Genomic DNA, 13,820 nt, shown 5'->3' with positions numbered 1-13,820 from the left:
AAGCTTGACCACGTATCCGTGAAAGCGATGCTGTCTGACTTCGGCGAATCGATTCATCTTGCGAAGGTAAATGGGAAGTACGTGCTTGCGATTGAAGCTGATTCGATAACATTTGAGAAGGGTTTTTCTCCTGTCGAGTTTCATAAGCCTGATACGCTTCAGGAAGTGGTCGAGCGGATTTACAAGAAGAATGAGAATGAATAAAAGGAGTTAAGCTACTGTCACAACAGCTTTTCTAAATGGTTTTGTGACCATAATTGTGACCACAATATTTCGGTTTTTTTAATACTATAAGGTCATTAGGTTTGTTATTAAATATTCCATTAAAAAAAAGCACCTTTTGGTGCTTTTTCTTAGTTAAAGATACATTATTTTTCACAATTAAATTTAGAGTTTTGGAATACCCCGCTTCTCTGTTGAATCTGAATCAGTTTAAAGAATCAATAGCAATTCTATATTCCAAACACATTAAAGCATTAAAATAGCAACGTGGATTCTTCAATAAATTGTACTATTCTAAGAAACTCATCGGGATTGGTATCGAACCATTCCTTTCCTAGTGCTGACTCAATTTTTTTGTTTCTATAATTTAGGATGTTGTGAACAGCTTGTTCCAGGGCATGTGAGTTATCTGTTTTTATTATTACTGCAACCCTAGGTTTTTCTGGCAATGCAGTAGAAACCTGTGAAATAATTCTCTCATACGCATCACCATCAGTTTTCCCAATTTTACATGGCCACGTATCCTTTTTACGATTTTCATGGTATCCAGGTAAATAATATAAGTAAACAGCACTAGAACCATTCCCCAATACAACCCCAGCATTTTCTTTTTCAGTAACCACTTCTTTAGCTACTTTAATTACTTCTTTTACTTCGTTATCCTGTACCTCTTTAACATCATTATTAGAAACATCTTTTTCACTATCAACCAAATAATTTTTATCAATAATCTTCCAATAGCCACGAGAAGGATTTTTAGCTATTCCTTCACTTTTTAAAATCTCCAAAGCTTTCTTTAACATCCTTGACTTATCTACTGCTTTTGTTTCTTTTCCGCCTCTTTCTAAATGGGTCTTTAATACTTCATTAACTATCGTCTTCCTTGATTCTATTCTTCCATTAAATAATTCTACAATCAAACCTTTACATATAGCTGGGGTAAGAGGTAACCCTGTATATTTATATTCAGAAAATCCCAATTATAACTAACCTCCACTTTTTTATTTATCACTGGCTTACAAAATCTTTCTTGAACGCAGTTGTGCTATTCATATCAAACTAGTGTAATTGAAAAATGAAAAAACAAACCTTCTCAAATAGTTATACTTTCAGCCATTAACTACTAAGAAGGTCTTGTTATACAATACCTTTATCCTATGAATGTAGCGTTATTACTCAAGAAGTTTCTACTGTGCATCATTATCAATTTTTTGCCTTACCACCATTCGTCGCTGTTTTTCACGACAAATCACAGCCGCAGGATGCAATGGCATTGGGATTTTCAATGGTGAATCCGTCAGAAATCAGCATCTTCGGAAATATTCAGTTATTTAATCCACGGCTCAAATTATGTTCAATAAATTCACAACACTTAATGAGCATCGCTTAGACTGCAGGCTGTTTATTATTTCATTTTTGTATCCAATTAAGAGAACTAAAAGAAATTAATGTCCTAAACCTATTTGTTAAAAAGAAGTTAGAACTTTATTCACAACATTCGGAATATTTATTTGATTTATCTTTCCTGATAGATATATATCAGTATCAAGCTTATCATTATGCTTTCCCGCGTTTACCCACTTTTCTTTACCATAGTATTTTTCATAAATTACTTCTATAAATCCTTCTTTTTTTTCAGTGGTAACAATATATTCCTCTGGGAACCAGCCATTAATTGAACTACTTTTTTCATCCTCAAAATTCCAATTTAAAGAAAACCAATAATGGGTGTCATTACCCTCATTATCTAATAACTCAAAATTCAAACCAGACTTTTTCAGTTGCACAAAGGGATCAGTTGACTTTAAAAAGTACCATACAACATCCAATAATTCTGAGCACCTTATTTTATTAGGAGGGGGTGAATCCCTATGTTCTATATCGTTACGAACTTCAAATAATTGTTTCATAATATAAGGGCGAACTAACCCTAGCAACTCTAATAATTCAAGGTAACCTTTTGGTTTGTTTGGTATATTTATGGTTTTTAATTGATATACTTTTTCAATCAATTGAAGTCTTTGATTCAAACTCCTCTTTAAATTGGTTATACCATCAGCAAGATTAAAATTATTTTGAGCTGTGTCAATTAAGTCAGCAGCATGTGCCCATATATCATAAGCTCTCTCCCTATCCTCTCTACTGATGAAGCTTCCTCCATCACTATAGTAATCCCATTCTAATATATTGTTGCTAATCCAAACTTTATTTTCTTCCATTTAATAGAAATTCCTTTCTTTTATATCAATGGGTGGTGAGTTGATAATTACCTAAATAAATGCTAAATACTACTACTAGGATTTACAATTTTTCATTGAAAACTAATCTAAACTCCAGGAACGGAAGAGCTAGTGCAGTTATCAAATAAACTCCTCTGATTTTTGGTAAAAAGCACCCCCGCTACTATGTTACTAAATGCTTTCGAAGAAAAATCACATGTATCTAAAAGGTAATTAATTTCCATGGATGAAACTTATTTTTTTATCTAACAAAGTTTTAAAAAACATTGCAATATCCTGGTCACTGTTAGTATTCTGCCATGCCACATTAATAGGTGATTCTATTTTTTTTATATTCTTTAGATTGAAGAATTTTGATTTCTCGACCCCATTATCATACTTCTTATACAGGAAATTTTTAAAGTCTTTATGTATTTTCGATTTCTTATTTTCATTAATTCTAAGTAACACATGATATTTAAAAAACCAATACTCCTCATGCCAAGAGGTAGAAATCTTAAGTTTTTCTTCAATCATTTCAAAGAAGTGATCATCAAAGTTTTTTTCATTCATTAACAATTCAAAAGATAAAACAGAACTTAAATCATCCATTTTTTTTATAATTAGAAGCAAAGTCTCTTTATCGCATACACTGTAAATATTTAATAATTTAAAAATACTCAATATAGAATAAAGCTCTTGGTTATAATTCAAATCTATATAGCGATTAATATTTACTAGAATTTGTGTCTTAATTTCTTCTATACCTTTTTTTAATCTATTATCGATAATGCTCTGGGTGATAACATCTACAAATTCTAGATAATATACAGATAAATGAGGTGACATTAAAACCATATTGAATAATTTTTTAAGCAAGGGCTTTGTCAGTGCAGCTTGTAAAATTTCTTCTTTTTCAATACTCGACTTTAACGCCTGAAACATTAACTTTAATGAACCTTTAAAACCTTCTCTCTCCTTATAAATGCAGCTATCAATAAAACTATGGATTGTTCTAGATTGAACCTTTATCTCTTTAGGTAATTTTAAAAAATAACTAAAGAAAAATGTGGAATCATTATCACCTTGAAAAGGAAATGTATCCAAAGAATTTTTTTCCACTTTAATCTTTAGATTTAGGCTATTTAACTCTTTAGTTAAATCTTTATAAAATTCGTTTTTTTCACTCTCATCATTATATGAAAATTCAAAATCATCTACATATCTGACATATGAATAATCAACCATTTTTTCATCAAACTTACACATGTAAATCTCTGCTATTAATCTGGAAGCAAAACTACCAGTAGGCAAACCATGTGTTTCCCCCCTTTGACATCTTTGTATTAAAGAATCTAGTTGATTGTAATATTTATTCTTATTTTTTTTAGTGCTTTTGGCTACTGATTTCCCCACTAAAATCCATGGTATGGAATGTGTGTAAATTGTTGGATAAAAATTTTGTATGTCAGTTTTGAAGATATGCTTCTTTCCTATTCTATTTTCTTCACGTATGATTTTTCTTTTTAAGAAACTGCTACTGTAAAATTCATTCGTTAAAGACTTCTCACTGGAAGAAAGTATATTAATATATTCCTCTTTATTTTCTGAAAGGTGTATACACAAGCAAATATAAGAATATAGATTAGGTATTTTAAAATTTCTTCTTTCATTTTCATTCTTATAAATAGAAAATTCAATTGGAACTGTATCTTCTCGTGATTTAAAACTCACTTTCTTTTTTATTTCTCTAAACTCTTTAGCAAGACCATCCGTGTTCATAACCTTCTTATAGACTAAATTAGATACCATGTAATTCTCATTTGCATCTTTTGAAGCGTATTTGAAATCAAAGTATCCATATTTTAAAAAATAGTCCAATAAAAAGTATTTACCAAGTTCATATTTCTGTATGCTCTTTATTAAAGACATAATATTCCCCTTAACATTTAATTTTCAATAGACACTTTAAATTGTATCATATTCCAATTAAAGGTAACTTTTTTATAAGTTAAATGAATTAAGAATTATTTTATACTCTTTTATCTAATACCTTCTCTATCTAACATTCTATATATAGTTCCGGTACCTACTTTATACGTTATGCGTATATCATTAATAGACTTCCCTTGTTTATAAGCTTCAATGATAGCTTTCATACGTTGCTCTTCTTTCCCTCCTCGAACTAACTGGGTTTTTCGCCCCTTAAACTTCCCTTCACTTCTAGCAATTTCTATACCTTCTTTTTGGCGTTGTTTAATCATCTTACGTTCAAATTGAGCTAATCCAGAGAAAATCGTAAATAGAAGCTCACTCATAGGGTTATCATCAGATAAGTCTAACCACTTATCAGTGATAGACTTTAATCCCGCTCCTTTACTCTGTATGATCTCGACTATTGTAAGTAAATCTTTAGTAGAACGAGATAACCTACTCATTTCATGTATATAGACCATGTCTCCAGTTCTAAGCTTTTCAAGCATTCTCTGTAGTTCTGGACGTTCCATAGATGCTCCGCTAAGTTTTTCAATATAAAACTCGGTACAGCCAGCTTCTTTAAGAGATTTTTTTTGACGTGCAATGTTCTGACCTTCACTACTCACTCGAATATATCCTATATTCTTCATTTTCAACTCTCCATTATCACATTTATATATTAATTATACTGATGATTTCAGTAATGGTCTATCGGTAATATAGCGAGGCGAATAAACATTGCTATGTAAGGGTTTCTGATAGCTACTATCCATTACCGTTTAAGTGTAGTCTAACGGTAATAACAAGATGATATTCAAACTTAATCTTTACTTGCATATGATTAAAAACTCGTACCTAGGTACAGGTACAAGTCTTTTTAGCTTTGTTAATCTATTTAATATTAAATTTCCATCTTTTTCAATTACTTTGATTTCATCGTCTAAGACACATCCACCTTCACATGATACAAGAACGGTTTTATCCCTATCTACCTTTGATAACAAAGCCAGCAAATCGCCAACGGTCATCATTTTTACCTCCTTCACATTAAAGGGAAGTAAATAACTATCCACTATGCATATACAGGCATTCCTCCAATATATGGAGACAAGCCATCGTTTTCACTCAAGTTCTATAGCAGTAGCACACGTAAAAAACCTGTTAAATAACAGGTTTTTTAGGGTAATGCACATGGGATATTTTTACGGTACTTGCGGGAAATTAACACTCTTTTATTCGAAGCGGCTTCTAAATGATATAGTATAAAAACACAATTTTATAAAGCGAGAATCCATTTACTAAATTGGATCATAAGCTTCTTACTCTACGTTTGAATGCTCGATTAGCATTAAGTTTCCCCTTAATGAGGTTCATAATTTATGTTAATAAACTTAAGGTTAATCCAATATCCAAATACTTAATCCCTTAGATAGTAACCTTTAATTTTGTGTTTGATCTTTTTAATCTTCAAATAGTTCATCGTTTGGTCTTTCTTTCTTTACGTAAGAAGGAACAAACTCTTCATAATTAGATATCCACTCATCATCCATGTGTCTATCCATTTGTTGTTTCATCCATTCTCTATTATGTTTTTGATTATAGAGAGATTCTTGGTATTCCATTTCTAATCTATCAGCAACTTCGCCTGCAACCTTATTTTGACTTGCTCTCATTGCATCAATTTTCTTTTGACCAGCTTTTTTCACATTTGGACATTCTGTTTCTTTCCAAACCTTATAACCTTCGAATTTAATGAAAGTATTCTTATCGAATATTTGTTTAAAAATCGTCTCACTAGAGATCACTTCTATATCTGTAACTTTTTTGTATTCTCTATCCAGTAAGGATTCTTTAATAAATTCTTGTTTAGTTTCCTTTGATTTACTAAGACTATTAAAATCTGTTTGCATTGTATAAATATTTGCTTCCTGCTTCACTTGACCGCTTTTATCTTGATAATGATCACCAGAAATTTTCGTAATAAAAGATGTACAACCATTAAGAATTTCTCTTGCTGTTTTATCAGTTACACCGAATATGCCTTCCCATTCTTTTATTGCGATTCGCCACTCGTGTTGGGCATTTTCTCGCCACAATGTATAACCTATAGCCATTAAATGAAAACCATTATTCTTTGCTAAATTGTATCTGTCATAATTAACTTTGGTAAAACCTTTCCAAACGAATGGATTTTCTTTCCACCCAACTTTTGTTTCTGCTACATTTTTTTCCATTTCTTTATTAATCTTGATTACTAAAGAGTCCTTTAAGATTTTGCCGTCATGCTCAATTGTTATGTAACCTTTTGTGCTCAACCCATTGAGTGCTTCTACTACTCTTTTTTTGTCGCGATATTTAGTGCTTGTTGCCCATCCAAGACCTTTAACCAACATATCAACCATTGTGAATGTTGTATTTTCTAATCCTATTTGCTTCATGAATTGCAGGTGTGCAAACAACAAAAACTCATCTTTATTTAAGTGGTACTTTGTACCAAAAGCAAATGCCACATTTGGAATAATTGCATAACTCTTAACATTGTGAATTTTAATTTCAATTAACTCCTTTAATTTAACTACTTCCCCATAAACTAGATCACGAGTGACCGTAAAACCTTTTTCGACGTGTTACATCCCTTGCACTGATATTAAAGAATCCAAGGGTTATGTTATGCATACTTAGTTATTTCCTCTTCTTATGAAAAAGCTATTATGTATGTGGTACAGTCAAAAAGAATCTCTTAACCACTATATTATTTTACCATATTTTTTAGATTTTTTCAAGTTTTATCTTACGATAATATTGACTTTTGACATAATATATGATAATGAGAGTTTTGTTTTATATTTTCTGTTATACTCTACAAAATGTAAAAGCTGGCGAAGCGACCGAACGAAGTGAGGTATGAGCGAAGCGACCAATAGGGGAGCGTTAGCGAAAAAAGATAGGATAGAGCGATTACCCTTTTCTATCTTTATTTCTTTTAACTTTACTTTTTCTATACTGGGTAGTATCTACTCTATTCAAGTGCATTTATTCCGAACAATATTGAAAACAACGCACTAATTTGATGCAAAAACTTCAATACAATGTGTAATAAATGCATGTATTTAGAGCATAAATGACTGCTCAATGTTTATGAGAATATAGAATAACTTAAACTCATAAATAGTTAAACCAGGGAGGTCTTGGTCTATACTTACTAATAATATTAGCCAAAAGAAAAAGACCACTAAATGGTCTTTTTCTTAAGCTCCCTTTAGTTCAAGGCACTAACTGAGCCTTTTCTAGTATTTTTCCATTTCCCTTTTGATATAAATTTCATTTGCTTGAGCTTCAGTGATCCCAAACCTCTGAGCAGCCATTTCGTCAACTAAAGGGTCGTGTACTTCTGGTATATAGTTTGCACCATTATCAGTTAGATCATCATAAGCGGATTTCATATATTTATAAATGATATCATTAGAGACACCATTCGTTTTAGACTCATTTGCTCTTTTACTAGCTTCTGCCTGGTCAGCTAACTTACCATTACCTTCCCTTAATTCTTCCCATGTATATTTATTTTTGCCATTAGTTATCATTGAGTATCCGTCAGAAACATATGCGTTATTACTAGTCTTGATAACTATATTCCCCCAACTGCATTCAGGACTTCCACAATTAACATACCCCTCATGTAAATACCCTTGGTAAAACGCGCCCATCAAACCCAATTTTTCTCTATTCTCTAATTGGTCGAATGAATCTTTAGCTTTAATAATAAAGTTAATAGAATAGTCATAATCCTCATTTTCTATCTTTTTGCCGATCTCATAGGATACTTCGTCCACATAACTCCCTAAATCATCTTCCATCAGATATTCCTCATCCTCTTTTCCTATACTGGATAATTCAGGTTCAGTTTTAGAACATGCCACTAACAATAATACCATCACCAATAAATATAGAATTTTCCTCCTCATTAATTACCTCACCTTAATTTTTAATACTATTTAAATTCTTTACATTGATTGTAGAATCCTTTCAAAGTCTCTTAGAAAAAAGGTATATATAAAGATTATTTTCTTTTATTTACCAATTTCATTACAGGAGAGTAGGTATCATGACTTTTTCGAATGTCTTCAGTATCCATTTGAATGTAGCGTCTCATTGTCCGTATATTCAACCACCCATCTTCTGGAGAGTAAAAGCATCACAACCATTTAAGGTCATGTTTTTCGCCCAAGTATGTCTATATACGTGAGCTGTTACCTTTTTACCCTCGATACCTGCCTTTTCTCCATAAAACTTCAATCGCTTGTTAAAGTGGTTTTGTCTAAGAGGTTCTCCATACGAAGAAAGAAAAATTCTCTCTGTAGAAAAGTGTTTTTTATTTTCATTTATAAGTTGTAAAAGCAGTTTTACTGTATGAGCGGAAATAGGAACAATGCGTGGTAGGCGATCTTTATTTTCTCCCCTCCCAAAGTAATAAATCTGTTTTGGAGATCAATATCCTTCGAATGCAAGCTCAATAGTTCATTTGCTCTAAGGCCGCTATCTAACAACAGCATTATTGCGACATAGTCTCTATACCCTATGTAATCCTTTTGATTAGGCTGCCTTAAAACTTCTTTTATCTCTTCATCGGTAAAACAATTAGTGAGGTCTATATCCTGCTTCAACAGCCTTACGTTTATCATCGCATTACAATTCAATCATATCTTCCCGCTCCAAGTGATTAAACATCGCTCTGTATACTCTTAAACGGATATTAATGGTCGTATCTGATAAACCTACACCTTGTTCACTTTTGATGAACTTACGACCCTCATACTTCTTTGTATCGTACTTTAAATAGTTAATGTAATCCCTAAATATTTGCGGAGATAGCTCATCCACCGTTTCTACCTCATAATTCTTTTCAAGCCACGTAACAAAATACTGCCATTCTTTTTTGTAGTCCCTTAATGTCCTCTCTCTTAATCCTTCTGTACTCTTACCTGCAATAACTAAATCAATAGCTTTTTCCAGAGTTAGTTTAGGATACTCCTTTTGATTGGTCATCTTCCCAACTAGTTTCCGCTTGTTTCTCTTGTTTAAAGCAATACAAAAAAACCTCCTCAAATAGTCATGTACTTCGACATTCACTACCGAGAAGGCTTGTAATTCACAACGTTGATTTAGAGTTTTCAGGGTTGTGTTTACATTTTTTGAGGACTGCGTACACTCAAAATTACCCTGTAATTCATAATCTCTTTTTGGTTCAGCTATTCACCTCAACCGTTAACAATTCTCCAGCGTACCAGCGTTTGCCGTTGTCTTAAACGAAGAACCACAGCCGTATGATGCGATTGCGTTCGGATTGTCGATTGTGAATCCGCCGCCCATTAAGTTAGTTGGAGAATGTTGATATTTCAGTGTATATAGCCGTTATAATGGATTAAGACTTGGCGGTGTATCTCTACTTTTATTAATATCTAAAAATCCAATTCTTGCTGAGTTCGTTCTAAGTTGAATATCTCACTTATTTTTAAATTCCGTCACCTATAAAATGTATTTTGATAATATAACTTCTTTGGCCCTTGGAAAGCTAAAGTTGGTAGATTATCGCACACAACTGTAAATATCTATACCTTATTCATGGATAAATTACAAACTTCATGTCAGTTTTCGCACTAATACTTCTTTGAGATCTAAGGTTGTAGTTTCAATAAATGACTGGTACTCAAACTTACTGTTTCGCCTACTAGTGTACATATAAGGAAACCAATCTCTATTTTTAGTTGACCAGTTAATTAACCTGAGTTGTTCAACCTCATCTTCCCAAGTTTCTAACCATGTTAGCTCTGCTTCATTGTCTAGAATGATAGCGTTATTTATATATAATGCTATTGCATTTTGTAAAGGTTCATGTCCTAATACGTATTTATTAACATCACCTGGATTAGATGGAAAGACTGAAAATAAGACACTAAAGAGCTTGTTAGAAAAAGAAAAGACTTCATCATAATGCTCTTTTATTAACCTCTCACTCTTCTGGCTTATGGATTCTTTACCGAAGAAGACTAAGTTAATGAACTTTTTTAATCGAACACTGGTAATGAATGTAGTATTATTTGGTCTTACAATTCTACTTTTATTAAACTCTACTTTAACAGTCTGGAGAGCATCAGAACTATGGTATAGTTCTCTAACTAATAAATTATAAATGTCGCGAGTATCAAAGTTAGTTATCAAAGACCGTGAAACTCTCTTGGCATTAGTGTTAATATCTGTGAAAAGTCGCTTCTCATCTTCTTTGGACAATCCAAAATATATTTGTACTGTTAAATTACTGTTTAAAATCCTCTCTTTTGACTGAACTTCAATTGACCCTTTATCTAAATAACTTTCAATCCCCTTAATCCTATGCTGACCATCAATTACAACTAATTTCTGATTAGAAGGTATAACTAACGATGATGAACTAGTATCGTAACAAGAAGTTGGGTCACCTCTGTAAGATAAAACTATAGACGGTAAGAAGATCCCTATAGAACTATCCATGCTATCCAAATACTTCACCAATTTCGGCATACGGTGATATCCTAAATCCCGATTCACTTCTTTATCTATAGAATAAACCTGAAGAATGTCCCTTATGCTCAATTGAGTTGACATTATTCCTTTATTCTTCTTATTAACCAAAGTATCTATTGTTCCTACTGCCATTACATTCGACATTCTTTTTACCCCCTAGTCCTTTCGTACTTTCCTATTAGAAACTCTGAAAAATCTCTCACTGTTCTTCCAGTTGTACCAAAATTATACTTTTTAGTTTTTTTATTATACTTTGTAGAGAGCTGTTTGAACTCTTCGTTTCTATGACTCCAATCGATTTTTGCAACTACTTTTCTGAATAAAACATCCATTTTTTCATCTGGATACTTTGTTTGAATTTCATATACGAATTTAGCAATGGAAACTAAGATATTAGAACTCATAATAATATATTTATCTCGATTATTTGCATCCATAGGAGCATACTGCCTTAAAAGTCTTAAAAACTCTTCTGTCCTGCGCCTATATAAATCATAATTAGCTTTATTGATGTCCACTTTTGATACACGATTATAGATCCCACTATTTATCACTTTAGCAACAGAATATAAAGTTGACGCTGTCATTAGCTTTGTTCTAGTAGTTTTTGCTCTACATTCAATTGAATCAATTGGTGAGTTGTCAACAACTTCTCGAACTAGCTCTCCGAATAAATCATCTTTTTTGTACATGATAAGAAGTGTATTATTTACTTGTGATATTTTAGTATTAATATCAGTAAAAAGCTGCCTTTCTTGCTCTAAGGTTAAATCTGCAAATACTTGAATAGTCATTGGGAAGTCTAGGAGCGTTTGATAAGCTTCTTCATCGTCATTGCTTACTTCCATTCGTTTTTTTAAGTATTCAAACGCTCTTATTCTATGTTGTCCATCTAGAATTACTAACCTTTCATTCATATTTAAACTGTATTCATGTCGTTTCTCGTCATAAGATCCCTGTCCTCTTGCTGAAAAAATAAGGGGTGAAAAGTAGATATCGTTACCATCTAGACCATATTGAATGTATTGTCCTATGCTCGCTACCTTATTTTCATCCAATTCTCTCTGAACTCGAATATCTATTTCAAGAAATTTCAATATGTCATTTACCGTACACTGTATTGTTATAACATCCTGATTAAACTGCATCCTTTTGATGCCACTTAATGTGATAAAACCTTTTTTAGCTCCACTTGTTAATGATGATAAATCCATTGCCATTTATTCGTCCCCCTCCGGTCTTTCTTAAAATTATATACCCAATTGGTTTTTTGTTCCATATATTTATTTGTTTTTTTAGAATTTTCATGCCATTTTGAGTTCTTTTCACTTGTTTTATACTATAAATCACCTTATTATGTTGTTTTTGCAAGTGTTTTTATCTCTTTTTCAAAAACAAAAACACTTACAATACCTGCAAGTGTTTTATTTGTTAAGTTCTTTTAAACCCCTGTACAGCGTAGCTTTTGAAAAATCAGTCATATCTTCTATTTCTTTCACAGTATACTCTCTTGTCTTATAAAACTTTATAGCCTACTCTAAGGCTTTAATATTTTTCAAGTCTTCCTCCCTTACGTCCTCTCGCTCTTGCACTCTCAATTCCCTCACGTGTCCTCTCAGAGATTAAATCCCTTTCCATTTCGCTTAATACCGCCAACATACGAAACATTGCTTACCCAACTGCTGTAGTTGTATCTATACTACCTTTAATACTAACTAATTCTATCCCTTTCTCCTCTAATTGCTCCGTCAATTCTATTAGTTTTTTTGTGGAACGCCCCAAACGGTCTAATTTATATACGATAAGGGCATCTCCAACTCTTGCAAAATCGATGAGTTCTTTAAGCTTTAACCTATTATCTTTCATACCACTTGCCTTCTCAGCGTAGATCTTTTCACAACCTTCTTTTCCAAGTGCATTCATTTGTAGGTCTAGCTTTGATCTTGGATACTGACTCTTGCATGACCAATTTTCAAACTCATCTATCCTTCCGACTTTAACTAAACATAATGTATCTAAAACGTAATTTCATATCAATCATGAATCGTTATTTTTGATACGAGTTTTGAAACTGTAAATACCCAAAAAAGTACACACTATATATTAGGTAGAGACTGTATCTATAACACTCGTTTTAATAAAGTTAAATAGTTCTGAATCCTCTTATCAAAATCTAAACGGAGTTTGGGGCTGGAAGCGCCAATACACTCTTTCCAAAATGAAATGAATTGTTTGGTGGAAACCACCCCCGTGTAGTTTATAGATAAAAATATGTCAATAGAGATAATAAACCTCATAATCACACGGCGCAGTGAATTAACTTTGTTTGCGGGACTAACTCTATCCTAAACAGCTATCATGATAAAACGTCTCTTTTATATAATGACAATAGTAACGAGGAGTTTCTAGGTCTAATCTTAAAAAATGATCTGTACTAATCATCAAGTAATTGTGTAATGTCAGTCCTAGGTATCTGCTTAATTATTCTAGAAATGCAGTTTTATCAGATACACCTAACACCTATACCCATTCTTTGGTTGAAATAAGGTAACTAAAATCCGGAGTTTCTCTCCACTTTATATAAGTTAATACAATTAAATGATACCCATTACATTCCGCCAAATTATATTCTGAAGCTTCTATTTTAGTATATCCCTTGAATTTGAGAGGATTTTGTTTTCAATCAACAAGTGAGGTTGTTTCAACTTTTTTCAGTTCCTTATAAAAAACTATTGACAAGACTGCATTTGAGTTATTTCTCTATTTATTCGAAATATACTATGTGATTAAGTGCAATATTTCCCTCGCAATGAAATATCAATTAGACGCTTTGTCAAATTA

The 13,820-nt window shown here is 32.2% G+C and carries 13 protein-coding genes and 2 pseudogenes; 1 reads left to right on the top strand and 14 read right to left on the bottom strand.

Annotation, left to right across the window (positions count from 1 at the left end; all coding sequences use genetic code 11):
- Positions 1-204 (top strand): DUF3900 domain-containing protein (locus PQ511_RS13085; RefSeq protein WP_273852332.1); only part of this gene is annotated, 204 nt, incomplete at its 5' end.
- 272 nt (positions 205-476) lie between these two features.
- Here the strand turns inward: PQ511_RS13085 and PQ511_RS13080 are convergent.
- From PQ511_RS13080 to PQ511_RS13025, 14 genes and pseudogenes are all read right to left on the bottom strand, one after another.
- Positions 477-1,202: a GIY-YIG nuclease family protein gene (locus PQ511_RS13080; protein ID WP_273852330.1), complete on the bottom strand. Its 726-nt coding sequence runs from the start codon at positions 1,200-1,202 to the stop codon at positions 477-479.
- A gap of 486 nt (positions 1,203-1,688) precedes the next feature.
- A complete protein-coding gene (locus PQ511_RS13075; protein ID WP_273852328.1) occupies positions 1,689-2,441 on the bottom strand; it encodes a hypothetical protein in 753 nt (250 codons plus the stop codon).
- A gap of 234 nt (positions 2,442-2,675) precedes the next feature.
- Positions 2,676-4,373: an RNA-directed DNA polymerase gene (locus PQ511_RS13070; RefSeq protein ID WP_273852327.1), complete on the bottom strand. Its 1,698-nt coding sequence runs from the start codon at positions 4,371-4,373 to the stop codon at positions 2,676-2,678.
- 110 nt (positions 4,374-4,483) lie between these two features.
- A complete protein-coding gene (locus tag PQ511_RS13065; protein ID WP_273852326.1) occupies positions 4,484-5,068 on the bottom strand; it encodes a recombinase family protein in 585 nt (194 codons plus the stop codon).
- Between the two features lie 177 nt (positions 5,069-5,245).
- Positions 5,246-5,446 (bottom strand): hypothetical protein, encoded by a 201-nt coding sequence (locus tag PQ511_RS13060; protein WP_273852325.1) that lies wholly within the window; start codon positions 5,444-5,446, stop codon positions 5,246-5,248.
- Between the two features lie 432 nt (positions 5,447-5,878).
- Entirely contained in the window at positions 5,879-6,877 is a 999-nt protein-coding gene (locus PQ511_RS13055; RefSeq protein ID WP_273852324.1) for a hypothetical protein, read from the bottom strand.
- A gap of 828 nt (positions 6,878-7,705) precedes the next feature.
- The gene (locus PQ511_RS13050; RefSeq protein WP_273852323.1) at positions 7,706-8,383 is read right to left on the bottom strand and encodes a hypothetical protein; all 678 of its coding nucleotides are present in this window, start codon (positions 8,381-8,383) and stop codon (positions 7,706-7,708) included.
- 199 nt (positions 8,384-8,582) lie between these two features.
- Positions 8,583-8,819 (bottom strand): tyrosine-type recombinase/integrase, encoded by a 237-nt coding sequence (locus PQ511_RS23670; RefSeq protein ID WP_337957769.1) that lies wholly within the window; start codon positions 8,817-8,819, stop codon positions 8,583-8,585.
- 2 nt (positions 8,820-8,821) lie between these two features.
- Entirely contained in the window at positions 8,822-9,100 is a 279-nt protein-coding gene (locus tag PQ511_RS23665) for a tyrosine-type recombinase/integrase (RefSeq protein WP_337957768.1), read from the bottom strand.
- A gap of 4 nt (positions 9,101-9,104) precedes the next feature.
- Positions 9,105-9,464 carry a phage integrase SAM-like domain-containing protein gene (locus PQ511_RS23660; RefSeq protein WP_337957767.1) on the bottom strand — a complete coding sequence of 120 codons (360 nt, stop codon included), beginning with the start codon at positions 9,462-9,464 and terminating at the stop codon, positions 9,105-9,107.
- A gap of 219 nt (positions 9,465-9,683) precedes the next feature.
- Positions 9,684-9,794, bottom strand: a pseudogene (locus PQ511_RS13040) (iron-sulfur cluster assembly accessory protein); the annotation flags it as partial.
- A 264-nt stretch (positions 9,795-10,058) separates the two neighbouring features.
- On the bottom strand, positions 10,059-11,123 hold the full coding sequence (locus PQ511_RS13035) for a DNA sulfur modification protein DndB (protein WP_273852322.1): 1,065 nt from the start codon (positions 11,121-11,123) through the stop codon (positions 10,059-10,061).
- Between the two features lie 5 nt (positions 11,124-11,128).
- Complete coding sequence (locus tag PQ511_RS13030) at positions 11,129-12,199, bottom strand: DNA sulfur modification protein DndB (protein ID WP_273852321.1); 1,071 nt, start codon at positions 12,197-12,199, stop codon at positions 11,129-11,131.
- Between the two features lie 204 nt (positions 12,200-12,403).
- A pseudogene (locus PQ511_RS13025) lies at positions 12,404-12,955 on the bottom strand (recombinase family protein).
- Positions 12,956-13,820 lie beyond the last annotated feature (865 nt).

This window comes from Guptibacillus spartinae, assembly GCF_028610625.1.
GTDB classification, from domain to species: domain Bacteria; phylum Bacillota; class Bacilli; order Bacillales; family Guptibacillaceae; genus Guptibacillus; species Guptibacillus spartinae.
This window is presented reverse-complemented; position numbering and strand designations above follow the sequence as displayed.

What these genes read in the sequence shown, in the direction of transcription:
- PQ511_RS13075 (WP_273852328.1), bottom strand. Translation starts at nt 2,441, where the DNA reads ATGGAAGAAAATAAAGTTTGGATTAGCAACAATATATTAGAATGGGAT.
- PQ511_RS13070 (WP_273852327.1), bottom strand. Translation starts at nt 4,373, where the DNA reads ATGTCTTTAATAAAGAGCATACAGAAATATGAACTTGGTAAATACTTT.
- PQ511_RS13065 (WP_273852326.1), bottom strand. Translation starts at nt 5,068, where the DNA reads ATGAAGAATATAGGATATATTCGAGTGAGTAGTGAAGGTCAGAACATT.
- PQ511_RS13060 (WP_273852325.1), bottom strand. Translation starts at nt 5,446, where the DNA reads ATGACCGTTGGCGATTTGCTGGCTTTGTTATCAAAGGTAGATAGGGAT.
- PQ511_RS13050 (WP_273852323.1), bottom strand. Translation starts at nt 8,383, where the DNA reads ATGAGGAGGAAAATTCTATATTTATTGGTGATGGTATTATTGTTAGTG.
- PQ511_RS23665 (WP_337957768.1), bottom strand. Translation starts at nt 9,100, where the DNA reads ATGATAAACGTAAGGCTGTTGAAGCAGGATATAGACCTCACTAATTGT.
- PQ511_RS23660 (WP_337957767.1), bottom strand. Translation starts at nt 9,464, where the DNA reads ATGACCAATCAAAAGGAGTATCCTAAACTAACTCTGGAAAAAGCTATT.
- PQ511_RS13035 (WP_273852322.1), bottom strand. Translation starts at nt 11,123, where the DNA reads ATGTCGAATGTAATGGCAGTAGGAACAATAGATACTTTGGTTAATAAG.
- PQ511_RS13030 (WP_273852321.1), bottom strand. Translation starts at nt 12,199, where the DNA reads ATGGCAATGGATTTATCATCATTAACAAGTGGAGCTAAAAAAGGTTTT.